The sequence below is a fragment of the Patulibacter minatonensis DSM 18081 genome, assembly GCF_000519325.1.
GTDB lineage: Bacteria > Actinomycetota > Thermoleophilia > Solirubrobacterales > Solirubrobacteraceae > Patulibacter > Patulibacter minatonensis.
This window is the reverse complement of record NZ_KI912613.1, coordinates 4,243,736-4,266,360: the sequence shown is the minus strand read 5'-3', so window position 1 is coordinate 4,266,360 and position 22,625 is coordinate 4,243,736. Positions and strand designations below refer to the sequence as shown.

Genomic DNA, 22,625 nt, shown 5'->3' with positions numbered 1-22,625 from the left:
CGGGGTGCCGGACCAGGGGCCGCCCGACGCCGTCCGGGCGGCGTTCGCGGCGCACTACGGCGACGGCGCCCGGATCGCCGCCGCCGATCGGGGCGGCGCGCTCCGGGGCATCGCCGTCCATCGGGGCGAGGGGCTGCTGCACCTCGTCACGATCGGGCTCGCCGCACGGGTCCCGCAGGGCCGGGACGGCGCGCCGGACGCCGGTCCGCTCGGCCACGAGCTGACCGTGCTCCTGCCGGCCGCCGACGAGCCGCCGGCCTGGGCGTTCTCCCTGCTGGACGGCGCGGCGCGGACGGCGCTGTCGGTCGGCCGGCCGTTCCACGCCGGGGCGCGGATGGCGCCGGGCGGCGCGGTCGACGGCGCGGGTTCCGGCCTCGTCGCCGTCGGGGTCCGGGCCGATCCGGTGATCGACCCGCCGGGACCCGTCGAGGTCCTGCAGCTCGTGTCCGTGACGGCCGGCGAGTACCTCCTGATGCAGCGCGTCGGCACGGCGCTCGTGCTCGACCGCCTGGCCGTCAGGGACCCGCTGCTGCGGACGGACCCGTCGCGGGCGTAGCGGCGGCCGCCGGCGCAGTGGGCGTCGCCGGTGCGGCGGGCGTCGCCGGTGCTGCGGCCGTCGGCGCGGCCGGCGTGGGGGCCACGGGCGCGGGCACCGGGACGCCCGGTGTCGGCGCGGGCGCGGGGGGCGCGGGGGCCGGCGAGGTCGGGATCGACGGCGACGGGTCCGGCGGGCCCGGCCGCAGCACCGGCGTCGCACCCCGGATCGTCGCGGGGAAGAACGCGTGCGACAGGACCTTCCCGGCGCCGAGCCGCAGCTGCAGGATCCCGCTGTCGGCGGTCGCGGGGGAGTGGGACGGGAAGACGAAGTTGCCGAGGCTGTAGGCGATCAGCCGGTCCTTCCCGACCCCGATCGCGGGCTGCAGCACGTGCGGGTGCCCGCCGATCACGGCGGTCGCACCGGCCAGGATCGCCGTCCGCGCGAGCTGCGCGGACTGGTCGGTCGGGGTGCGGGCCAGCTCGATCCCCCAGTGGAACGTCGCGATCACGACGTCCGCCTCCGCGGCGGCACGGCGGACGGCGGTGCGGACCGCCTCGGGCGTCGCCCACGCGATGCCGGGGGTCGACGGCCCGGCTCGGAAGTCCGACGGCTCGACGGTCGAGAAGCCCACGAACGCGACCTTGAGGCCCAGGCGCCGCACGATCCGGGGTCGGTGCGCGTCGTCCTCGTCCCGGCCCGCGCCGACGGCGACGATCCCGTTGTCGGCCACGTGGCGGAGCGTGTCCGTCGTCGCCTGACGCCCGAAGTCGCCGGTGTGGTTGTTGGCCAGGTTGACGACGTCGATGCCGGAGCGCTTCCGCATCGTGCGCAGCGCCGCCGGGCTGGTGCGGAAGGTGAACTGCTTGGCCTCGGCGGTCCCGCGCGTCGACACCGCCGTCTCGAGGTTGCCGAACGCGATGTCGGCGCCGCGCAGGCGCGGCCCGACGCTCCGCCACGGCGCTGCGGCGTCGGTCCCGGCGACGGACCCGAGCGGCGCAGGCGAGAGGTTGATGTCCCCGACGGCCAGGAGCCGCAACGCCCGCACCGGCACGTCGAGGCGCCCGGAGACGCGGCCGTCGGCCCCGACCGCGCGCAGCGGGGCGCTGCCGGTCGTCGAGCGGATCCGGAAGCGCGTGGCACCACCGTCGGTGGTGATCGGCTCGCCGCGGGCGACCCACCGGCCGCCCACCTGCTCCTGGACCCGTGCGGGGACGCGGACGCCCCGCGCGACGATGCGCACCCGGCCGCCGGGCGCGACGACGCGCGGACCGGCCAGCCGGCCGTCGGACGACGCGAGGCCGGTCGCGCCCCCGGGTCCGACGATCGCCCCGCGGCCGCGGTCGGGCCCGGCCAGGAGCACGACGTCCGTCACCCCGACGACGGCGACGACCGCGAGCGCGGCGGTGATCGTCGACCGGCGCTCCAGGAACCGCACGGCGGGCGACGGGCCCGCGACCGCGGGCCGGTGGCCCCCGGTCCTCCCGCTGAAGGTGCTCATCCAGGCGTGTACGGCGTCGGCCGCGTGAATCCTCCCTGCAAACCGGACGGAAGGGGCGGGCCGGCCGGTCTGCGCAGAATCGTCACCACCCGCGGCCCGCGAGCGGCTAGGTTGGCCGCCATGGAAGACCGCGACCCTCGCCGGACCACGACCCGTTCACGCCGCGTCGAGCCGGCGCGTGCCCGATCGTCGCGGCGGTCGGTGGACCTCGACGAGCGGCTCCGGCAGGGCCCGCCCGTCCCGCGCTCGCGCCGCGACGGCTGGGCGCGCCGGGCGACGGTCCGGGACGTGCGGGACCGCCGCGGCGGCGCTCGCAACGACTGACCGGCCGGCTCGCCCGGGGTGGCGCACGCGCGCCCCGGTCTCCGCGGCTGCGTCCGGGCGCACCCCGTCCGCGATCGTGTCGTGTGACGTTCGTCCGCTTCGCGGTCGGGTAGCGGGCGCGCAGAAGCCGGTCGGCCGACGTCCCGTGGGACGCGCGGGCCGGAGACCGCACACACGGAAGGGCACCCCATGACGAAGCTCCACGAGGCCGCGGACCTGCACGGCCGACAGGTCGTCGGCGCCGACGGCGAGAAGATCGGCAAGATCGACGAGGTCCTCCGGGGGGCGGACTCGGGCGAGCCCGCGTGGGCGATCGTCAACACGGGGCTCTTCGGCCTGCGGTCGTCGTTCGTGCCCATCGGGGACGCCCGCGACGTCGACGGCGCCCTGTCGGTGCCGTACGACAAGTCGACGGTGAAGGACGCCCCGGACGTCGACGCCGAGCACGAGCTCAGCCCGGAGGAGGAGCAGCGCCTCGTCGCCCACTACGGGCAGCGCACGCACGACGATGTCCCGCAGGACTCCGGCGTGATCTCGCCGCGCGAGTCCCGCGACGGGGGCGATGCGATCGGCGAGGCGGCCCCGGTCGACCACGAGCGGCGCGGGCCCGAGGGGCCGACCGGCCGCAGCGACACCGAGGATCCGGTCCCGCCGGACGGCGAGGCCCCGCCGGCCTCCGGCGACGTCCCCGCGCCCGCCGGGCTCCCGCACGTCGAGGGGGACGGCTCCTCCGACGACGTGCCCAAGCCCCCGGGCGCGCCCGACGGTCGCGAGCAGCCCGTGAGCGACGTGCCCAAGCCGGCCGGCGCCCCCGACACCGACGCCGCGCGGGCCCACGGGCTCGGGCACATCGAGATCCCGACGGGCGGCGCCAAGGCGACCCCCGAGTCGGGCCCGACCAGCCCGTCGACCGCGCAGGACGAGCTCGAGGCCCCCGAGAGCCCCGACAGCCCGTAGGCTCGCGCGCATGTCCGTGCGCGCGTCCCTCCTCGTCCTCGTCGGCAGCGTCGCCGTCGCCGGTGTCCTGCCGGCGACGGCGGGTGCCACGACCCCGGGCCTCGACGGCCGCATAGCGTTCTCCAGCCAGGACGACCTGTGGTCCGTCCAGCCCGACGGCTCGGGGCTGCTGCGGATCACCTCGACCCCGGACGTCGAGGAGGCCCAGGCCTCGTGGTCGCCGGACGGCCGGTACGTCGCGTACCGGAGGCGCCCCGCGGCCGGTGCGCCGTTCCAGGTCTACGTCACCGACGTCGCCTCCGGCGCGTCGCGGCGCGTCAGCTCGAGCACCGAGAACGAGTCGCAGCCGGGGTGGTCGCCGGACGGGACGAGGATCGTCTTCCGCCGCGGGGAGCGCGGCGCCGCGCGCTCGGACGTCTGGGTGATGGACGCCGACGGCACCGACGCACACGCGCTCGTCACGACCCCGGACGCGGACGAGCGGTACCCGGGCTTCTCGCCCGACGGGCGTCGGCTGGCGTTCTCCAGCGACCGCGACGGCCAGTACGAGGTCTACGTGTCCCGGGCTGACGGCGGCTCGCCGGCACGGCTGACCCACGACCCGGGGTACGACTCCGCGCCGTCCTGGTCGCCGGACGGGCGCCGCATCGCGTTCGAGCGCGGGTCGGTGCTGGACGCCGACGCCACGAAGGACGTCTGGATCATGCGGGCGACGGGCGCCGGACAACGCCGCCTGACCACGACCGCCGGCGTCGACGAGGGCCCCTCGTTCTCGCCCGACGGCCGCTCGATCGCGTTCACGAGTGGACGGGACGGCAACTACGAGGCGTACCGGATGCGAGCCGACGGCACCGGGCAGACGCGGGTGATCGCCCTGCCGACGATGGAGGAGTCGCCCGACTGGCAGGTCCGACCGAAGGGCTCGGGGCTCGGGGCGCTGCGCGACCTGCTCGACCCGCTGTTCTCCGGGATCCAGGGGCTTCTGGCTCCACGGGGCTGACCCGCCCGCACGCACCCTGCCGGGGGCGACCGGCCGAGCCTCGTCGCGGGACGCCTACGTGGTCGGGTCCGACGACGCCACGCGCAGGCCGCCGCGCTGGTGCAGCAGCAGCAGCGCCTCGATGGCGGTGGGGTCGAACTGCGACCCCGCGCCCCGGCGCATCTCCTCGATCGCCTCCGCCAGCGGCCGCGGCCGGCCGTAGGGGCGTGCGCCGGTCATCGCGTCCCAGGCGTCGGCCACCGCCATGATCTTCGCGCCGTCGGAGATCTGGTCGTCCGCGACGCCGTCGGGATAGCCGTGACCGTCGTGCCGCTCGTGGTGGTGGCGGATCCAGAGGACCTGCTCGCGGCTCAGGAGGTCGGCGACCATCTCGGCGCCGAGCGCGGCGTGGGTCTTGACCTGCTCGTACTCGGCGTCCGTGAGCTTCGCCGGCTTCAGGAGGATGGTGTCCGGCACCCCGATCTTGCCGACGTCGTGCACCAGCGCCGCGCTGTGCAGGAGCACGACGCGCGCCGGGTCCCAGCCCAGCGTCCGCGCGAGCTCGCCCGCCAGCTCCGCCACCCGCTCGGAGTGCCGCTGCGTCGAGGGGTCCTTGGCGTCGACCGCACTCGCCAGCGCCCGGACCGCGGCGAGCGTCTTCGCGGACTCCAGGCGGTGCATCGCGGCGCCGCCCGGCGGCGCGCTGATGAGCTCGGGCGTGTACCGGACGATGGTGTTGCGTCCGGCCGCCTTCGCCCAGTAGAGCGCCAGGTCGGCGTGGCGGTAGAGCTGCTGCGCATCGTCGGCGTCGTCGAGCGAGCAGATGCCGACCGAGCTCGTGATGCGGCCCACGTCCGAGAACGGCAGGTCGGAGATCGCGGCGCGCGCCCGTTCCGCCGCGACCATCGCCGAGCGGCCGTCGGTCTCCGGCAGCATCCAGGCGAACTCCTCGCCGCCGACGCGGGCGATCACGTCGCTGCCGCGCCGCACGGCCACGAGCCGCTCGGCGAACTCGGCGAGCGCCCGGTTGCCGGACTCGTGCCCGTGCGTGTCGTTGATGAGCTTGAAGTGGTCGAGGTCGAAGACCACCAGGCTCAGCGGGCGGCGGTAGCGGCGGCAGCGGCGGACCTCCTCCTCGAGCCGGTCGGAGAACGCCCGCTGGTTGTGCAGGCCGGTGAGGTGGTCGGTGAACGCGAGCTCGGAGAGCTGTTGGCGGGCCTCCGCACCGGTGACGGCCAGGCTGACGAGGTCGGCGAAGCGCGTGACGCGGGAGATCTCCTCGCGGTCGACGGTCGCGGCGTCCTCCCACCCGACGCTGATGGCCCCCCAGAAGCGTCCGTCGACCTCGATCGGCGCGGCGGCACCGGCCCGCATCGCCGCGGCGGGATCGTCGAGCTCCGCCGCATCGGCCGGGACGCCGCGACCGCTGACGGCGGCGGGCCGGCGGGTCCGGACCACGGTGGCGATCGCGGTCCCCTCGTCGAGGACGACCGCGCGCCCGACCTCTGGCGCGGACGGCGCGTCCTGCGCCCAGGCGCCGACCAGCCGCGTCGTCCCGTCGGGCTCGAGACGCACGACGCGGCTCATCGCCGCGGAGCAGACGTGGGCGACGTGCTCCGCGGCCGCCGCGAAGACCGCCCTCGGCGGGCCTTGCCCGGCGACGAGCGTCGCCACGGCTCGGAGGGCCTCCTGCTCGCGGACGCGTGCGCGGCCTGCGGCCTCCTGGTCCACGATCGCCAGGCGCAGCTCGAGCTCGGTCGTGGTCATCGCGGCGAGGTCGCGCAGGACGTCGAGCTCGTCCGCCGACCATTCGTGCGGCTCCCCGTCGATCAGACAGAGCGACCCGACCGCCACGCCGCCGCAGACGAGCGGGACACCGGCGTAGGCGATCACACCGAGGTCGGGGATGGCGCGGTTGTCCCGCAGCCGGTCGTCGTCCCGGGCGTCGGTGACGACGAGCGGCGCGGCGTCGCTCACGACGTGCTGGCAGAACGAGTGGCTGAGCGGGGTCTGACGGCGGGTCGCCCACGGCTCCGCGAGCCCCGTCTGCCCGGCGAACCACTGGCGCTCGTCGTCGACGAGGACCGCCAGGCTGATCGGTGCGCCGGTCAGCTTCGTCGCCAGGCGCGTGACGCGGTCGAACGCGTCGTCGGGCAGGGCGCCCATCAGCCCGAGTCGCCGGAGCACGTCGAGCCGCGCGGGGTCCGCGAGCGCGCCGGCCGCCGACGTCCGCGGCGACCCCGTCACCGTGCGGAGGTGGCTGTTGCTCGTCACGTTCGGGGCGGCTTCCGGGTGGGCGATGGTCGGCACCCCGCGGAGGGGCGCCAGGTCGGGTCCGGTCGTGGGGAGCGAACGGGAAGGCTGGGGGACGTCCGGGGACGCCCGTCGATCGTACTCCGGGCGCGCGTCGTGCATCGCACCGTCGATGATGCGGACGTGCGGGGTCGGGTCCGGGTCGCCCGCGGATCAGTCCGGTATCGGTGGCCGGCTACTCGGTGCGGTTGACGCTGCCCTGCTTGTCCGTGCATCTCGCGGACGACGAGGACTGGCGGTACCACGCCCGCAGGACGCGGCAGACGATCGGCCCCGCGGTCGTCGCGCCGAACTCGCCGTTCTCGACCGTCGCGACGACGACGATCGGGCGGTCGCGGTCCGGGACCATCGCCGCGAACCACGCCTGGTCCGGGCACGTCGAGCCCGCGGCCGTCGCGCACCGCTGTGCCGTGCCGGTCTTGCCGTAGACGGGGAAGGCGCCCTGGTCCCAGCCGGAGAAGACGCGGCCGGCGGTGCCGGCGGAGGTCGAGGTCACCTCGTGCAGTCCGTCCAGGATGTCCTTCTTCCACGACGGGTCGGGGACCCGGACGGTCCGGCGCGGCGCGGCCTTGAACCGGTCGCGCAGCCGGCCGTCGGACTCCTGGATCTCCATCCCCAGGTGCGGCGTCGGGAAGTGGAGGTCGGGGCTGGAGGAGCCCGGCGGGTCGTACAGCCCGGCGTAGGACACGGCGACCTGGAGCGGGGTGGCGAGGAAGTCGCCCTGCCCGATCGCCAGGTTGATGTTGTCGCCCTGCAGGAACTGCCCGTCGGGCGAGAACACGAGCCCGCAGGAGTCGACGTGCCGCTGCTTCCGGCACGCCAGTTCCTCGGCGTTGCGCTTCGTCCGCCACTTCGCGTCCGGGATCACCCCGGGGGACTCTCCCGGCAGGTCGACACCGCTCGGGCGTCCGTAGCCGAACCGGCGCGCCCAGCTCTGGATCTGCTGCCCCGGCTTCTGGAAGACGTCGCGACCGATCTCGTAGAAGTAGACGTCGGAGGACACCTGGAGCGCGCGCTCCAGGTTCGAGGTGCCGAGGTCCGCCTTGCCGGCGTTGCAGAACGCCTGGTCCTCGCGCCCGACCTTGATGCAGGCGCCGCCGCCGTCGCGGCTGCCCGGCGTGATCAGGCCGGAGGAGAGCCCCGCGAGCGCCGTCACGATCTTGAACGTCGAGCCGATCGCGTACTGGCCGCGGGTCGCGCGGTCGTAGAGCGGCGCGCCGGCGGCCCGTCCGACCATGCGGGCGTAGGTCCGGCGCGCGAGCGACGGGTCGTAGACGCGGTTGAGGTCCACGGTGGGGTAGGAGCCCGTCGCGAGGAGCTCGCCGTTGCGGGGATCCATGGCGACGAACGACCCGGCCGCGCGGTACCCGGTCTTCGAGTCGGTGTCCCCGTGGATCGTCTCCGCGATCGCCCGCTCGGCCGTGCGCTGGAGCCGGCTGTCGAGCGAGAGCTGCAGGCGGAGCCCGGGGACGACGGGGCCCGGGGTCCGGCGCCCGGTCGGGCGGCCCTGCGCGTCGACCTCGATGCGCTCGGCCCCGTCCTTGCCCTGCAGGTAGGCGTTGTACTCGAACTCCAGGCCGTCCTGGCCGATCTTCTGCCCGGCCTGCAGCCCGGCGTACTTCCGCTCCTTCAGCTGCGAGGCCGTGATCTCGTTGACCGTGCCGTAGAGCTGCGACGCGATCCCGCCGTCGACGTAGTGCCGGCGGTAGTCCCGCTTGACCTCGATCTCCGGGAACGCGCGGCGGCGCTCCAGCAGGAAGTTGCGCTGCGCGTCGCCGATGCCCGTGCTCTTCAGGGGGATGTCGGCGTACGGGAGCCGCACGACGCTGGTCACGAGCCGCCGGTACATGCGGGCGGGGGAGACCTCGAGCGGCTCCGACAGGCGGCGCAGCAGGGAGGTCATCCCCGGTGACGCGTCGCGCGAGAACGTGAGGTTGCGCGGGTCCCGCGGACCGGTGCGCGCGAGCCGTCGGACGGTGCGACGCCGGGCCGCCGCGAGCTGCGCCTTCCGCCGGCGGGCGTCGGCGCGGGTGCGCGCGCGGAACTGCGCGGGGGTCTCGGCGTCCAGGCGTCGTTGCAGCCGGTCGGTCGCGGCCTTGCTGCGGGCCTTCGCCCGCGCCGCCTCGCGTGCCCGGCGGGCGTCCACGATGCGGTCGATGCCGCGCTGCAGCGCCACGTCGTAGGTGCCCTGCGCCTGGCCCCAGCCGGCGATCCGGCTGCGGTCGGCGTCCGGGACGACCTCGGGACGCAGCGTCACGACCGTCTGGGCCTCGTTGGTGACCAGCGCCCGGCGCTCGCGGTCGACGATCGCGCCCCGTGGCGCGGCGGTGCGGACGATGCGCTCCCCGTTGCGCAGGGCCTCCGCGCGGTACTGGTCGCCCTGCAGCACCTGGAGGAACCACAGGCGCAGGAACAGGATCGCGAAGACGCCGAACGCCACGATCCCGAAGGCCGCGATCCGCACCGCGAGCTGCGGTGCCGGTGTCGTTCGTTCCTGGTATCCCACCGCACACGACCTGACTGGGAGGACGTCCCTGCTCCGGTGCCCGCCGATCCGCGGGGCGCCCACCGGGCCGGGGTCCACGCGGCGCCCACGCTACCGGAGCGGGCGTCGCGGCAAGCCGGTGGGAGCGCCCGCCCGCGCCGGGGCTCCGGCGGGGAGGGTCGGTCAGTCCTCGAGGCGCCGCAGGCGCCAGTCGAACGTGCCGGTGCAGACCAGGTCGCCGGCCTCGTCCTCGATCGCGACCGTGGTCGCCAGCGTCGCGCGGTCGGTGTCGCGGTCGTAGAGGCCCCGGAGCGTCCGGGCGGCGTCGTCGTCGAGGGCGCACCGGCCGACGAGCCGGCCGCGGGCGGGGGCGGCGAACCGCAGCTCGGCCGCGGCGCCCAGGGCGCTCACGCCCTCGAGCGCGGCGGGGGACGGCGCGGCCCCGAGCACGGCGGCGAGCCCGGCCGCGTCGGCGATCGCCACGAGACCACTGGCGTGCAGCGACCCGATCACGTTCGTCGCCTCGGTCCGCACGTCGAGCTCGACCTCCGCACCGTCGGGCGTCGCGGACCGGACGCGGATCCCGAACAGGCGGTTCGCCGGAACGGGCTCGAGCATGGCGGCGGCGACGGCGGTCGTGTCCATGCCCCCGGTCTACCTGCCGCGAGCGGGCGCGGTGTGCACGAGCGGTGATCGGCGCCGGCGCCCACCGCGGGGTTGCGCCGGTGCGGTACGCCGATGTACCGTTCGCGTGCGGTACATCGACGTACCGCTCACCGTCCCGCGGATCGAGGAGCTCCCGTGACCCCGTCCACCGACACCCCGTTCAGCACGCCGCCGGGCCCGACGACGCCGCCGTGGCTGCAGGCGGCCCTCGCCGCGTTCGTGCAGCTGCGGACGCTCCGCCGGCTCCACCGCACGTACGGCGACGCGTTCACCGTCCATCTGATGGCCCTGGGGAAGGTCGTCGTGATCGCGGACCCCGCGCTGATCAAGCAGACGTTCACCGCGCCGAGCGACGTCCTCTTCGCGGGCGAGCGCAGCCCGCTGCGGCAGGTGCTGGGGGCCGAGTCGCTCCTGACGATCGACGGGATGAAGCACCTGCAGCAGCGCAGGCTCCTGCTCCCGCCGTTCCACGGCGAGCGGATGCGCTCGTACGAGGCCATCGTCGCGGAGGAGGCCGGGCGCGAGCTCGGGACGTGGCCCGACGACCGGGAGCTGCCGACGCTCGAGCCGATGATGCGGATCACCCTGAACGCCATCCTCCGCGCGGTGTTCGGGGCGGCGGGTGCCGAGCTCGAGGCCCTGCGGCGGATCCTCCCGGAGCTCGTGACGATCGGCTCGCGCGTGGCGACCCTGCCGTTCCTGCAACGCGACCTCGGTCCGCGCAGCCCGTGGGGCCGGTTCCGGGCGCTGCGCGCGGCGTTCGACGAGCAGGTCGACGCGCTGATCGCCGACGCCCGCGGAGACGTCGCCCTGGCGGAGCGCTCCGACGTGCTGGCCCTGCTCGTCCAGGCGACCCACGCCGACGGCCGGCCGATGTCCCGCGACGAGCTCGCCGACCAGCTCCTGACCCTGCTCGTCGCGGGGCACGAGACGACCGCCGCGACGCTGTCGTGGGCGATCGAGCGGATCCGGCGCCACCCCGACCTCCTCGCCCGCCTGCAGACCGAGGCGCGGGAGGGCGGCCGCGAGCTGCGCGACGCGACGATCCGCGAGGTCCAGCGGACGCGCCCCGTCATCGGCGGCGCAGCACGGTACGTGATGCAGCCGTTCGACCTCGGGCCGTGGCGCCTGCGGCCCGGGACGACGATCCTCGCGTCGGCGATCCTCACGCAGTCCGACGGCCGCTTCTACGACGACCCGGTCCGCTTCCGCCCGGAGCGCTTCGTCGGGGCGAAGCCGGACACGTACGCGTGGCTGCCGTTCGGGGGCGGGATCCGGCGGTGCATCGGCGCGTCGTTCGCCCACATGGAGATGGACGTCGTGCTCCGGACCCTGCTGTGCACCCACGACCTCCGGCCGACGTCCGCCCCCGGCGAGCGGTGGCGGTTCCGCGGGGTCGCGTTCGCGCCGGCCGACGGCGGCCGTGCGGTGGTGCGCCGGCGCCACCCGACGACGGCGGGCCCGGCGACCGGGACGGCCGTGCCGGTCGCCGCGTGAGCGCCCGGCGACGGCCGCGTCCGGCCGGGATGGGAGCCTCGGCCCGTGCCGTCGTCCGTCCCTGACCCGACGTCGCCCCAGTATCACGAGCACCGCGCCCGGCTGCTCGAGGGCATGGCGGCGGCGGTCCGCAGGAGCGGGCTGCGCGGGTCGACGGTCGCCGACGTCGTCACCCTGGCGCGCGTCTCGCGGCGCACCTTCTACCAGCACTTCTCGGACCTCATCGACTGCTACCTGGCGCTGATGGACGCGACCGGCGACCTGCTGCTCGAGTCCGCGCGGCGCGCGGTCGCCGGCGACGGCCCGGTCCATGAACGGATCGACCGGGCGATCGCCGGCTACCTGGCGATGCTCGACGACGACCCGGAGCTCAGCCGCAGCTACTGGACGGAGTACCACCTGACCGGCGAGCGCGGTCTCGCGGGCGTGGTCTCGGCCAACGACCGCACCGCCACGCTGCTGCACGAGCTCGCCGCCGACCTGCGGGCCGCCGCGGGGATCGACGAGCCGCTGCCGTTCGAGGTCGCGGTGATGCTCACGGGGAGCCTGCGCGAGATGGTCCTGCAGCAGTTCCTCCACGACCGACCGTTGGCCGAGTCCCGGCCGATCGTCTCGTGGCTCGTGCAGCTCGTCACGCTGGCGCCGGCGCCGCGACCGGCGGCGGAGACGTGAGGGGCCGCCACGCGGACGACCGGCCGCGCGTCAGTCCGACAAGCGCGCCAGCTCCGCGTTGATGCGCACCAGCGTGGCGTCGATGGTGCGCTGGATCGCGTCGTTCTCCCGCCGGTAGGCCTGCTGCCCGGCCACGATCGCCGGCCGGCGCCCCTTGCGCACGAGCAGCTGGAAGCGCTGGATCGGCGCGGAGAGCCGGCCGTACGACCCGATCAGGTCCCGGTGGAGCCGGGCGACCACCTCCGGGGGGCGGACCTTCCCGAGGTCCGCCCGGACGCGGTCGACGTCGCCCGCGAGCCGGCGCAGACCGCTGGCGACCTCCGCCGGTCGGCGGAAGTCGCGGGACTCCTCGTTGAGCCGGCGCTGGTCGCGGTCGAGCCCGGCGATGATCCGGTTGACGCTCGTGGTGTACCCGAGCGCGTCGCGGACCTCCTGCGCCTGACCGCACCCGGAGAGGCCCGCCGCGGCGGCGGCGACGACGAGCGCCGCGAACGGCCGTGCACGGGTCGCGGGGGTGGAGGAGCGGGGGGCGGGCATCGGCACCGGGTCGACCAGACGGTAGACGCCCGCGTCGGACGATGGCCCGCCACCCCGCCCGGCGGGGACGGTGGACCCTGGTCACACAGTCCGTAGACTGCGGCCATGCGCGTGGCAGCAGTCGTACCCGTCGTCCTCGCGGGGCTCGCCCTCGCGGCGTGCAGCGACACCACCGAGAGCAGCCTGACGAAGGCCGACGTCATCAAGAAGCTGACCGTCAACCCGCCGCCCGCGGGCCTCCGGCGCCTGCTGTCGGCGACGTGCGAGGAGACGGAGAAGAACCGCTACACGTGCTCCGTCGAGACCGACGAGAAGCGCCGCGCGAAGCTCGACGTCCGGGCCGACGGCGACGACATCCGCATCATCTCCGCCCGCAACGAGTGAGCCGGGCCTGAGGGGTCTTCGGGACCGACCCCGCAGGCCGTAAGGGGTCGAACCCCGCAGACCGCACCGGATGCCCGATGTGCATACGTCGTGCGCAGTCCACGATCGGAGGCGTGCCCGCAGCGCACCACCTCGTTCCGATCGAAGGGATCGCACCATGCAGCCCGGACTCCTCCACGACCACCTCGTCGCCGCCGTCCACGCCGACCGGTCCGGCGACGGCCGACACACCCGCAGCACCGCCCCGGGCGCCGTCCGTGGCCGTCCCGTCGCCGCGCGATACTGGGCCCGTGTCCACGCGCGTCTCCAGCGCCCGGCTGATCGGGCGGGCCCCAGAGCTCACCACGCTCGAGGCGGCGCTCGCTGACGCCCGCGCGGGCCGCCCGGCGCTCGCGTTCGTCGCGGGCGAGGGCGGGGTCGGCAAGACGCGCCTGGTGAGCACCTTCACGGCCCTCGCGGCCGACGCCGGCGTCCCGGTGCTGCGCGGCGAGTGCGTCGCGCTCGGCGAGGGCGAGCTGCCGTACGCACCGGTGGCGGGGGCGCTGCGCCCGCTCGCGCGCGCCGGCCACCCGGTGCTCGCCGCGCTGCCGGCCGACGTGCGGCGGCAGCTCGGGACCCTCGTGCCGGGCCTCGGGACGGAGGCCGCCGGCGGCCTCCGGGCCGGCGGTCCCGACGGAGGGGACCGCGCGGCGCTCTTCGAGGCGCTGCTGACGCTGCTGGACGCGCTCGGTCGCGAGGACGGTCTGGTCCTGGTCGTCGAGGACGTCCACTGGGCCGACGCCGCGACCCGCGCGTTCCTGTCGTTCCTCGCCCGCGGCCTCGTCGACGAGCGGGTCCTGGTCGTCGCCACCTACCGGCCCGACGAGCTGCACCGCCGCCACCCCCTGCTCCCGCTGCTGGCCGAGCTGGAGCGGCAGGCGGGCGCGCTCCGGGTCGACGTCCCGCGCCTCACGCGCACGGAGTTGCGGTCCCTGCTCGCGGACATCCTGGGCGCGGCGCCGGACGACGCCCTGCTCGACCGCCTGTGGGCGCGCGGCGAGGGCAACCCGCTGTTCACGGAGGAGCTCCTGGCCGCGGGGCTCGACGGCCGCGGCGGCCTGCCGCCGACGGTCTCCCGCGCGCTCCGGGTCCGGGTCGAGCGGCTGCCGGCCGACGCGCAGGAGGTCGCCCGCCTCGTCGCGGTCGGTCGCGCCGTCGACCACGTCGTCCTGGCCGAGGCCGCCCGGCTGGAGGAGCACGAGCTCCACGCCGCGCTGCGGACGGCCGTCGACGACCACGTGCTCGTCACCGACGGGGACGATCGCTACGCCTTCCGGCATGCGCTGTTCGGCGAGGTCCTCGAGGACGACCTGCTGCCCGGGGAGCGGGTGGCGGCGCACCGCGCGCTCGCCCGGGCGCTCGAGCGCCACCCGGCCGAGCCGGGCGCGACCGTCCAGCGGGCGGCGCGGATCGCGCACCACCACGCGGCGGCGGGCGACCGCGACGCCGCGTTCGCCTCCGCGCTCCGGGCGGCGGAAGCGGCGCAGTGGATCCACGCCGACACCGACGCGGCGCGCCTGTTCGACCGGGCGCTCGAGCTGTGGGACCGCGTGGAGGACCCGGAGCGGGTCTCCGGCGGGCCGCGGTCGCGGCTGCTCCGGCGGGCCGGGATGGCCCATCGCTTCGCCGAGCAGCACACGCGCGCCGAGGCGCTGCTGCGCGCCGCGGTCGACGCGAGCCCGGGCGACGACCCCGCCACCCGCCACGAGCGGGCCGCGGCGCTCCACCAGCTCGCCGCGGCGATGTGGCAGCTGAACCGCCAGGACTCCGCGCTCGACGTCAGCGCCGACGCCCTCGCCCTCCTGCACGACGAGGAGCCCGGCGTCTGGCGCGCCCGGGTGCTGGCGTGGCGGGCCAAGCGGTGGATGCTCCAGGGCCGGTACGCGGAGGCGATCGTCGCGGCGCGCGAGACCGCACCGCTGGCGGCCGCACTGGACGACCACGCCGAGGGCGACGCCCGCAACGCGCTCGGCGTGTCGTTGATCTCGCTGGGCGACGTCGAGGAGGGGCGCACGGAGCTCCTCGCCGCCCTGCGCATCGCCCGGGAGCGCGACCGCGTCGGCGACATCGCCAGCGCGCACGTGAACCTCGCCGACGCGATGCACCTCATCGGGCGGTCGCGCGACGCCATCCGGATCACCCTGGAGGCGATGGAGGAGCTCGAGGGCCGCACCACCCGTCGCGACCTGTGGATGGAGCTCGGTCTCGGCGAGTTCGCCTTCGCCGCGGGCGACTGGGACGTGGCGCGGGAGCGGACCCCGCAGGACGCCCGCCGCGTCGAGGCCCGGAGCCTGGTGAACCTGCTGATCCGCCGGTCGGTGCTCGCGCTGGCGGAGAATCGCGAGGAGGACGCGGAGGCCGCGTTGGTCCCGATCGCGCCGCTGCTCCACGACGTCGTCGAGCCGCAGTTCCTCGGCCCCTACGCCGCCGCGGCCGCCGAGCTCGCGCATCGTCGCGGCGACCTCGCCGGCGGCCGCGCCGTGGTCGCCGAGGCGATCGACCGGATGGCGTACTGCACCGAGGACGCGACGCGCCCGGCGGAGGCCGCCGCCGTCGGGGTCGCCGTCGAGGCCGACGCCGCGGTGCTCGCCCGGGACCGCGGGGAGGACCCTGCCGCCGACGTCGCCCGGGCCGCGGCGCTCGTCGAGCGGGTGCGCGCGGCCGCAGCGCCGCACCGGCCGGTGGAGCGGGCGCTGCTGCTGGAGTCCGAGGCCGCGCTGCTGCGCGCCCGGGGTACGGACGACGGCGACGCCTGGGCGGGCGCCGCGGACGCCTGGGACGCGGTGGAGCGCCCCTACCCGGCGGCGCTCGCGCGGTGGCGGGAGGCCGAGGCCCGGGCCGCACGGGGTGCGCGACCGGAGGCGGTCCGGGCGGCGACCCGCGCCCGCGACCGCGCGCGCGACCTGGGCGCCACCTGGCTGCTCGCGGAGGTCGAGGGCCTGGCGGCGCGCGCCCGACTCGTCCTGGAGTGTCGCGTCGATGCGGGCGAGGATCCCGACGACGGACGTGCCGGATCCGACCGCGCGGGCCACGGGGCCGGTCGCGGTCCCGACGAGGACCCCGCGCGGACGGAGGCACGTCCCGCCGGGGCGCCGGGCCGCCCGGACGCCGCCGAGTCCGCACGCGCGGCCGCCGTCGAGCGGTTCGGGCTGACGCCCCGCGAGGTCCAGGTGCTCGGGCTCGTGGCGGGTGGGGCGACGAACCGTGAGGTCGGTGCCACGCTGTTCATGGCGGAGAAGACCGCGAGCGTCCACGTCTCGCGGATCCTCGCGAAGCTCGGCGTCCGCAGCCGGACCGAGGCGGCCGCCGTGGCCCACCGGCAGGGGCTCGCCGACGGGTGAGTCTCCGCCGCGGACCCGGTCCGCCGCGCCCGGGTCGGGTCCTCAGCGCCAGGCGAAGACGGGCTGCTCGAACTCCGCCACGCGCGTGTCGCGTCCGTGCAGGGCGACCTCGCGGAACTGGTGGAGGATCGCCGCCGTCGGGGCGTGGATCAGGTCGTCGAGGATCGGGAGCTGCACGACCGGGCGGTCGGACTCCGGGATCTCGTGGAACAGCGGCTCGACGTCGAGCGCGTCGAGCGTCAGCAGGTGGAGCTCGTCCACCTCGGCCGGGTTCGGCACCGGGGGCTCGGCCGGTCGGCCGGCCCAGGCGACCACCGGGGTGATCACGAAGCCCGAGCGGGTCTCGTAGTCGTCGAGGCGGCCGAGCACGGCGTCCTCGCCCAGGTGGACGCCGAGCTCCTCGCCGAGCTCCCGGAGGCCGGCCGCGACGTCGGTCTCGCCGGCCTCGAGCCGGCCGCCCGGGATCGCCCACTGCCCGGGGTGCGCACGCATCCGTGCGGCCCGCCGGGTGATCCACAGCCCGAGCTCCTCGCCGTCGTCGACGATCGCGAGGACGACCGCCGCCCGCCGCGTCCCCTCCGGGAGCGGGAGCGTCCGGGGACGGAACGCACGGAGCCGGTCGGTCACGGCGTTGCGGGTCGGGTGCTGCACACGTCGAACCTACGGTCCCGGACCCCGCTCGTGGGTCCGTCTCGGTACGGTCGCGTCCGATGATCGAGATCACGCGCACCCGTGACGTCCCCGGATCGCCGGAGGACGTGGCCGCCACCGTCGCCGACCTCGAGCGCTGGCCTGAGTGGTTCGCGCTGCACAAGGGCTGGTCGGGCCCGATTCCGACGTCCGCCGCGGTGGGCGTCGAGTTCAAGCACAAGGTCCGCGTCCTCGGCCTGCCCGGCGACGTCCAGTGGAAGGTCAAGGAGCTCCAGCCGCCGCAGCGGTTCGTGCTGGAGGGCAAGGGCCCGAGCCGCTCGAAGATGGGCGTCGACTTCCGCGTCACGCCGCGGGACGGCGGAAGCACGGTCGCGTTCACGGCCACCATCGGCGGGCTTGCGCTGAAGCCCGTCGAGGGCAAGCTCAAGCCGTGGATCGAGGAGCGCGCCGACCGGACGCTCGACGGGCTCGAGAAGGTCCTGTCGGAGGGGTGAGCACCGTCCCTCGCTAGCCTCGGGGGATGAGCACCGCTGCCCGCTCGCTCTTCTCCTTCGAGGACACGTTCGTCCGCGAGCTCGAGGGGCTGTACCTGCCCTGGGAGGCCGCGGAGGCGCCGGACCCGCGGATCCTGGCGCTGAACGCGCCGCTGGCCCGGGAGCTCGGCATCGACCCCGACGCGCTGGCCGGGCCGGACGGCGTGCGCGTCCTGGTCGGTGCGGTGACCGAGGCGGACGGCACCACGACCGTCGCGCAGGGCTACGCCGGCCACCAGTTCGGCGGCTACTCGCCCCGGCTGGGCGACGGCCGTGCCCTCCTCGTCGGCGAGCTCATCGGCCCCGACGGCCGCCGGCGCGACCTGCACCTGAAGGGCTCCGGTCGCACGCCGTTCGCGCGCGGCGGCGACGGGAAGGCCGCCGTCGGCCCGATGCTGCGCGAGCACGTGGTCAGCGAGGCGATGCACGCGCTCGGGATCCCGACGACCCGGTCGCTCGCCATCGTCGCCACGGGGGAGGACGTCGCCCGCGAGACGATGCTCCCCGGCGCGGTCCTGGCGCGGATCGCCGCCAGCCACCTCCGCGTCGGCACCTTCCAGTACGCCGCGCGGCTGAAGGACGCGTCGATCGTCCCGCGCCTGGCCGACTACGCGATCGCGCGCCACCACCCCGCCGCCGCGGACGCCGAGCGCCCGTACCTCGCGTTCTACGAGGCCGTCGTCGAGGCGCAGGCGGCGCTCGTCGCCCGCTGGATGCACGTCGGGTTCGTCCACGGCGTGATGAACACCGACAACGTCACGATCTCCGGCGAGACGATCGACTACGGGCCGTGCGCGTTCATGGACGCCCACGACCCGGCGACCGTGTTCAGCTCGATCGACGAGGCCGGCCGCTACGCCTACGGCAACCAGCCGCACATCACCCAGTGGAACCTGGCCCGTCTGGCAGAGCCGCTGCTGCCGCTGTTCGCCGACCAGCAGGACGCCGCGGTCGAGGCCGCCACCGCGGTGCTGAACACCTTCCCCGCCCGGTACGAGGCGCACCTCGCCCGCGGGTACCACGAGAAGCTCGGACTGACCGGCGAGCCGGAGGACGGCACCCTGGGCCCCGATCTCCTGGACCTCATGCACCTGCAGCGCGCCGACCACACGGGCGCGTTCCGGGCGCTGGCGGCCGTCCTGCGCGGCGACGACGCACCGGTCCGGGCGCTGCTGCCGGGCGACGAGGCGCGCGACGCGTGGCTGGCGCGGTGGCGCGCGCAGCTCGAGGCGCAGGGCCGGGACGCTGCGGAGACCGCGGACGCGATGGACCGCGTCAACCCGCTGTACATCCCGCGCAACCACCTCGTCGAAGAGGCCCTGGCGGCGGCGACCGCGGGAGACCTCGACCCGTTCGAGCGCCTGCTCGAGGTGGTCCAACAGCCGTTCGTGGATCGCCCGGGCCTCGAGCGCTACGCCGCGCCCGCGCCGGAGGAGTTCGGCGGCGGCTACCGGACGTTCTGCGGGACCTGATCGGGCGGGCGCCGCCGCCAGCGGGGTCGGCACGTCTGCCACGTCAACGGTGGCCGACGTGCCAACGCTCGCGTGTGCGACGTGGGTTCCGCCCCCGCGACTCAGTCCCCCGACAGCGACGCCGCCCGCGACGACGCCGCCGCGGCGACCGCCCGCTCGACCGCGTTGACGTCGCGGATCGCACCCGTGTCGGCCGACGTGGCCATCGCCGCGTAGGCCCGCAGGGCGGGGGAGACCACGCGGTCGCGGGCGGCGGGGACGTACCCCGCGCCGGACTCCAGGCGCTCGCGGCGGTCGGCGAGCTCGTCGTCCGGGACCGCGAGGGTGATCGAGCGGTTCGGGATGTCGATCTCGATCGTGTCGCCCGTCTCGACCAGGGCGATCGTGCCGCCCGAGGCGGCCTCGGGGGAGACGTGGCCGATCGAGAGGCCCGACGTGCCGCCCGAGAAGCGGCCGTCGGTGATCAGTGCGCAGGCCTTGCCCAGGCCGCGGCCCTTGAGGTACGAGGTCGGGTAGAGCATCTCCTGCATGCCCGGGCCGCCGCGCGGGCCCTCATAGCGGATGACGACGACGTCGCCCTCCTTCACGCGGTCCGAGAGGATCGCGTCGACCGCGTCCTCCTGCGACTCGACGACGACCGCGGGACCGCTGAAGGTGAGGATCGACTCGTCGACGCCGGCGGTCTTCACCACGCAGCCGCGGACGGCGAGGTTGCCGGTGAGGATCGCCAGGCCGCCGTCCTTCGAGTAGGCGTGCGCGACGTCGTGGAGGCAGCCGTCGGCGGCGTCGGTGTCCAGCGTCTCCCAGCGCTCGGACTGCGAGAACGCCTCGGCCGACCGCTTGCAGCCCGGCGCGGCGTGGAAGACCTCGAGGGCCTCCTCCGATGCCTGCCCGCTGCGGATGTCCCAGCTGAGCAGCCACTCGTCGACGGTGCGCGAGTGGACGGTCGTGACGTCGTCGTTGAAGAGCCCGCCGCGGCGGAGCTCGCCGAGGATCGCCGGGATGCCGCCCGCGCGGTGGACGTCCTCCATCAGGTAGACGCCGTTCGGGGCGACCTTGCAGAGGCACGGGACGCGACGCGAGACCGCGTCGATGTCGTCCATCGTGAAGTCGAGCTCGGCCTCCTGCGCGGCGGCGAGGATGTGGAGGACGGTGTTCGTCGAGCCGCCCATCGCGACGTCGAGGGCCATTGCGTTCTCGAACGCCGCGCGCGTGGCGACGTTGCGCGGCAGGACGGACGCGTCGTCGCCGTCGTAGTAGCGGTTCGCGATGTCGACGACGCACTTCCCGGCGGCCTCGTAGAGGTTCTTGCGCGCCGTGTGCGTCGCGAGGATCGAGCCGTTGCCCGGGAGGGCCAGTCCGAGGGCCTCGGTCAGGCAGTTCATCGAGTTCGCGGTGAACATGCCCGAGCAGGAGCCGCAGGTCGGACAGGCGTTCTCCTCGATGATCGCGATGTCCTCGTCGGAGACCTCGTCCGCGACGGCGTCGGCGATCGCGGTGATGAGGTTCAGACCCTTGCGGACCGTGCCGTCGACGAGCGTCGCGGTGCCGCCCTCCATCGGGCCGCCCGAGACGAAGACCGTCGGGATGTTCAGCCGCAGCGCGGCGTTCAGCATCCCCGGCGTGATCTTGTCGCAGTTCGAGATGCAGATCAGGGCGTCGGCGCAGTGCGCGTTGACCATGTACTCGACGCTGTCGGCGATCAGGTCGCGCGAGGGCAGCGAGTAGAGCATCCCGCCGTGGCCCATCGCGATGCCGTCGTCGACCGCGATCGTGTTGAACTCGCGGGCGATGCCGCCGGCGGCCTGGACGGCCTCGGCGACGATCCGGCCGACCGGGGCCAGGTGCGTGTGGCCGGGGACGAACTGGGTGTACGAGTTCGCGACGGCGACGATCGGCTTCTTTCCGATGTCGGCGGCGGCGACGCCGGACGCGCGCATGAGCGAGCGTGCGCCGGCCATGTTGCGGCCGTGGGTGACGGTCTTCGACCGGAGGGCGGGCATGCTCCAAGGCTAGAACATCGCCTCCCCCGATCGGCGGATCCTCGTGTGCGGCCAGGATCGCCGGACGGCGGGACCCGGGGCCGCGTCTCAGGCTGCGCCGGTGTCGGGCGGCTCCCGGTCGTCCCAGCCGGTCATCGGGAGCCGGACGACGCCGATCCAGTTGCCGCTCGGCGTGCGGCGGAGCGTGAGCTTGCCGCCGATCGCCTCGATGCGGCTGCGGACGACGGCTCGATCGCTCTCGGGCACGAGGCCCTGTTGCCCGAGGCCGTCGAGGCCGGTGCTCTGGATCGAGACGAGGAGCTCCTGGTCGTCGGCGCGCACGCGGAGGTGGAGCTGCTGGCCGTCGGGGAACCGGCGGCCGATGATGCCGACCCCGGCCTCGAGGATCCGGTACGCGATGACGCTCAGGCGCTCCGGGACCGCGGCGCTCCCGAGCTGGTCGGAGAGGCGGATGTCGTGCCCGAACGACTCGAGCGTGCGGACGAGCTCGGGCAGGTCGGCGAGGGTCCTCGGTGCGTCGCGGGGCGCGGACGCGGGGGTGGCCGACGGGGTGTCGTCGCGGGACGCCGTCGGTGCGGCGTCCGTCCCGTCGATCGGGGCGTCCGCCGGCGGATCGGAGCCTTCGGCCTCGGCGGGCGCGACGGCGGCCGCGCGTGATCTCCGGAACAACCCCATGGTCAGCGACTCGGCGGTGCCGGCGTGCTTCGCGAACGAGTGTACGCAGCGCCGGGGGCGGCGGTGGCGGACGTCGCCGTCGGGCGGGTCAGCGCGTGGCGGACGGCCGACGACGGGCGATCTGCGCGTCGAGCTCGTCCCTGGTCGCGGTGATCTGCGAGCGGAGCCGCTCGAGCGCGCTGATCATCTGTTCCCGCTCCGTGTCGGAGTCGACGGGTGCGGCGCTGGGGCCGTCGCCTGGACGCGACGGCATGGCGGGTGCGGCACTCACGACGCGAGCGGTCCGCCACCCTCGGCGAGCACGGGGAGGACGAGGGCGCGGATCGCGGCGATCTCGGCGGCGACGGCGCGCAGGTCGCGGGCCTCCGGGGCCTCGCCCGCGACCCACATGTCCGTCAGGACGGTGAGACGGCCGACGACGTCAGCTGAGCGGTGCCGCAGCGCGTCGCGCAGGGCGGGCTCGAGCTGCGTCCCGGAGGACGGGGCGGTGGAGTGGTGGGGGTACGAGGTCGACACGGGGCTGCTCCCAGGGACGTGATGTCGGGGGGTCATCACGTAGTCGGAGCGAGCGCCGATCTCCCCCCCTCTTTCTTTTCGTGGTCCTGATCGACCGCACCGATGAGTTCCCGGGCGGTCCGCGGTCTGCACCGCATGACCGACACGAAGACCCCCACCACCCTCCACAACATCGGCGTCGCGATGTTCACCGTCGCCGACGTCGACGCCGCGATCGCCTTCTACACCGAGAAGATCGGCTTCGAGCTCCGCTCCGACGTCGCGTTCGGCGAGTCCGGCGAGAACCGCTGGGTGGAGGTCGCGCCGAAGGGCTCGACCGCCCGCCTGGCCCTGAACCCGCCGATGGAGGGCGTGTCGACGCCGGGCGGCAGCGCGATCGGCATCGAGACCGACGACGTCCTCGGCGAGCACGCCCGCCTGGCGGCGCTCGGGCTCGAGGTCGGGCCGACGCCGCAGCAGATCCCGCGCGCGCCGCTGCTGTTCATGCTGAGCGACCCCGACGGCAATCACCTGGCGATCGTCGAGACGCCGCCGGCCGCGTAGGC

The 22,625-nt window shown here is 75.5% G+C and carries 20 protein-coding genes; 10 read left to right on the top strand and 10 right to left on the bottom strand.

Annotated elements, in window-relative coordinates:
- Positions 1–4: 4 nt before the first annotated feature.
- Positions 5–556 carry a suppressor of fused domain protein gene (locus tag PATMI_RS0119965; RefSeq protein WP_026912167.1) on the top strand — a complete coding sequence of 184 codons (552 nt, stop codon included), beginning with the start codon at positions 5–7 and terminating at the stop codon, positions 554–556.
- On the opposite strand, the gene PATMI_RS35135 is transcribed toward PATMI_RS0119965, so the two are convergent.
- The gene (locus PATMI_RS35135) at positions 516–2,036 is read right to left on the bottom strand and encodes a CapA family protein (RefSeq protein ID WP_051472077.1); all 1,521 of its coding nucleotides are present in this window, start codon (positions 2,034–2,036) and stop codon (positions 516–518) included. The genes PATMI_RS0119965 and PATMI_RS35135 overlap by 41 nt on opposite strands.
- A gap of 513 nt (positions 2,037–2,549) precedes the next feature.
- Here PATMI_RS35135 and PATMI_RS35130 point away from each other — a divergent pair.
- Both PATMI_RS35130 and PATMI_RS31855 read left to right on the top strand, forming a co-directional pair.
- On the top strand, positions 2,550–3,317 hold the full coding sequence (locus PATMI_RS35130) for a PRC-barrel domain-containing protein (RefSeq protein ID WP_051472076.1): 768 nt from the start codon (positions 2,550–2,552) through the stop codon (positions 3,315–3,317).
- 10 nt (positions 3,318–3,327) lie between these two features.
- The gene (locus PATMI_RS31855; protein ID WP_051472075.1) at positions 3,328–4,317 is read left to right on the top strand and encodes a PD40 domain-containing protein; all 990 of its coding nucleotides are present in this window, start codon (positions 3,328–3,330) and stop codon (positions 4,315–4,317) included.
- A 54-nt stretch (positions 4,318–4,371) separates the two neighbouring features.
- Here PATMI_RS31855 and PATMI_RS0119940 read toward each other — a convergent pair whose 3' ends face one another.
- From PATMI_RS0119940 to PATMI_RS0119930, 3 genes are all read right to left on the bottom strand, one after another.
- On the bottom strand, positions 4,372–6,606 hold the full coding sequence (locus PATMI_RS0119940; protein ID WP_157260877.1) for a diguanylate cyclase: 2,235 nt from the start codon (positions 6,604–6,606) through the stop codon (positions 4,372–4,374).
- 178 nt (positions 6,607–6,784) lie between these two features.
- Positions 6,785–9,073: a penicillin-binding transpeptidase domain-containing protein gene (locus tag PATMI_RS0119935; protein WP_026912165.1), complete on the bottom strand. Its 2,289-nt coding sequence runs from the start codon at positions 9,071–9,073 to the stop codon at positions 6,785–6,787.
- A gap of 204 nt (positions 9,074–9,277) precedes the next feature.
- A complete protein-coding gene (locus tag PATMI_RS0119930; RefSeq protein WP_026912164.1) occupies positions 9,278–9,739 on the bottom strand; it encodes a DUF4442 domain-containing protein in 462 nt (153 codons plus the stop codon).
- Between the two features lie 156 nt (positions 9,740–9,895).
- On the opposite strand from PATMI_RS0119930, the gene PATMI_RS0119925 reads away from it, so the two are divergent.
- Together PATMI_RS0119925 and PATMI_RS0119920 are read left to right on the top strand one after the other, a co-directional pair.
- Complete coding sequence (locus tag PATMI_RS0119925; protein WP_026912163.1) at positions 9,896–11,257, top strand: cytochrome P450; 1,362 nt, start codon at positions 9,896–9,898, stop codon at positions 11,255–11,257.
- Positions 11,258–11,302: 45 nt separating this feature from the next.
- The gene (locus tag PATMI_RS0119920; protein WP_026912162.1) at positions 11,303–11,929 is read left to right on the top strand and encodes a TetR/AcrR family transcriptional regulator; all 627 of its coding nucleotides are present in this window, start codon (positions 11,303–11,305) and stop codon (positions 11,927–11,929) included.
- A gap of 30 nt (positions 11,930–11,959) precedes the next feature.
- Here PATMI_RS0119920 and PATMI_RS0119915 read toward each other — a convergent pair whose 3' ends face one another.
- Positions 11,960–12,466: a hypothetical protein gene (locus PATMI_RS0119915; protein WP_157260875.1), complete on the bottom strand. Its 507-nt coding sequence runs from the start codon at positions 12,464–12,466 to the stop codon at positions 11,960–11,962.
- 105 nt (positions 12,467–12,571) lie between these two features.
- Between PATMI_RS0119915 and PATMI_RS0119910 the strand changes: the two genes are divergently transcribed.
- A complete protein-coding gene (locus PATMI_RS0119910) occupies positions 12,572–12,850 on the top strand; it encodes a hypothetical protein (RefSeq protein WP_026912160.1) in 279 nt (92 codons plus the stop codon).
- Between the two features lie 290 nt (positions 12,851–13,140).
- The gene (locus tag PATMI_RS0119905) at positions 13,141–16,230 is read left to right on the top strand and encodes a helix-turn-helix transcriptional regulator (protein WP_026912159.1); all 3,090 of its coding nucleotides are present in this window, start codon (positions 13,141–13,143) and stop codon (positions 16,228–16,230) included.
- A 42-nt stretch (positions 16,231–16,272) separates the two neighbouring features.
- On the opposite strand, the gene PATMI_RS0119900 is transcribed toward PATMI_RS0119905, so the two are convergent.
- Positions 16,273–16,881, bottom strand: a complete 609-nt coding sequence (locus PATMI_RS0119900) for an NUDIX hydrolase (RefSeq protein WP_026912158.1) — start codon at positions 16,879–16,881, stop codon at positions 16,273–16,275.
- A gap of 59 nt (positions 16,882–16,940) precedes the next feature.
- Between PATMI_RS0119900 and PATMI_RS31850 the strand changes: the two genes are divergently transcribed.
- Entirely contained in the window at positions 16,941–17,375 is a 435-nt protein-coding gene (locus PATMI_RS31850) for a type II toxin-antitoxin system Rv0910 family toxin (RefSeq protein WP_051472074.1), read from the top strand.
- A 26-nt stretch (positions 17,376–17,401) separates the two neighbouring features.
- Entirely contained in the window at positions 17,402–18,886 is a 1,485-nt protein-coding gene (locus tag PATMI_RS0119890) for a protein adenylyltransferase SelO (RefSeq protein ID WP_026912157.1), read from the top strand.
- Between the two features lie 101 nt (positions 18,887–18,987).
- Here PATMI_RS0119890 and ilvD read toward each other — a convergent pair whose 3' ends face one another.
- From ilvD to PATMI_RS0119870, 4 genes are all read right to left on the bottom strand, one after another.
- Complete coding sequence (gene ilvD / locus PATMI_RS0119885) at positions 18,988–20,889, bottom strand: dihydroxy-acid dehydratase (protein WP_026912156.1); 1,902 nt, start codon at positions 20,887–20,889, stop codon at positions 18,988–18,990.
- Between the two features lie 87 nt (positions 20,890–20,976).
- On the bottom strand, positions 20,977–21,558 hold the full coding sequence (locus PATMI_RS0119880; protein WP_026912155.1) for a hypothetical protein: 582 nt from the start codon (positions 21,556–21,558) through the stop codon (positions 20,977–20,979).
- A 94-nt stretch (positions 21,559–21,652) separates the two neighbouring features.
- Positions 21,653–21,835: a hypothetical protein gene (locus PATMI_RS36895; RefSeq protein ID WP_157260873.1), complete on the bottom strand. Its 183-nt coding sequence runs from the start codon at positions 21,833–21,835 to the stop codon at positions 21,653–21,655.
- Positions 21,832–22,080, bottom strand: coding sequence for a hypothetical protein (locus PATMI_RS0119870; RefSeq protein WP_026912154.1), 249 nt, complete (start codon positions 22,078–22,080; stop codon positions 21,832–21,834). The genes PATMI_RS36895 and PATMI_RS0119870 overlap by 4 nt, the downstream gene beginning before the upstream one ends.
- A gap of 102 nt (positions 22,081–22,182) precedes the next feature.
- Here PATMI_RS0119870 and PATMI_RS0119865 point away from each other — a divergent pair, with 102 nt between their 5' ends.
- Positions 22,183–22,623: a VOC family protein gene (locus tag PATMI_RS0119865; protein ID WP_245604225.1), complete on the top strand. Its 441-nt coding sequence runs from the start codon at positions 22,183–22,185 to the stop codon at positions 22,621–22,623.
- Positions 22,624–22,625 lie beyond the last annotated feature (2 nt).

Coding starts and splice junctions, on each gene's coding strand:
- PATMI_RS31850 (WP_051472074.1), top strand. CDS start 16,941: ATGATCGAGATCACGCGCACCCGTGACGTCCCCGGATCGCCGGAGGAC.
- PATMI_RS35130 (WP_051472076.1), top strand. CDS start 2,550: ATGACGAAGCTCCACGAGGCCGCGGACCTGCACGGCCGACAGGTCGTC.
- PATMI_RS0119865 (WP_245604225.1), top strand. CDS start 22,183: ATGAGTTCCCGGGCGGTCCGCGGTCTGCACCGCATGACCGACACGAAG.
- PATMI_RS31855 (WP_051472075.1), top strand. CDS start 3,328: ATGTCCGTGCGCGCGTCCCTCCTCGTCCTCGTCGGCAGCGTCGCCGTC.
- PATMI_RS0119930 (WP_026912164.1), bottom strand. CDS start 9,739: ATGGACACGACCGCCGTCGCCGCCGCCATGCTCGAGCCCGTTCCGGCG.
- ilvD (WP_026912156.1), bottom strand. CDS start 20,889: ATGCCCGCCCTCCGGTCGAAGACCGTCACCCACGGCCGCAACATGGCC.
- PATMI_RS0119910 (WP_026912160.1), top strand. CDS start 12,572: ATGCGCGTGGCAGCAGTCGTACCCGTCGTCCTCGCGGGGCTCGCCCTC.
- PATMI_RS0119915 (WP_157260875.1), bottom strand. CDS start 12,466: ATGCCCGCCCCCCGCTCCTCCACCCCCGCGACCCGTGCACGGCCGTTC.
- PATMI_RS0119890 (WP_026912157.1), top strand. CDS start 17,402: ATGAGCACCGCTGCCCGCTCGCTCTTCTCCTTCGAGGACACGTTCGTC.
- PATMI_RS35135 (WP_051472077.1), bottom strand. CDS start 2,036: ATGAGCACCTTCAGCGGGAGGACCGGGGGCCACCGGCCCGCGGTCGCG.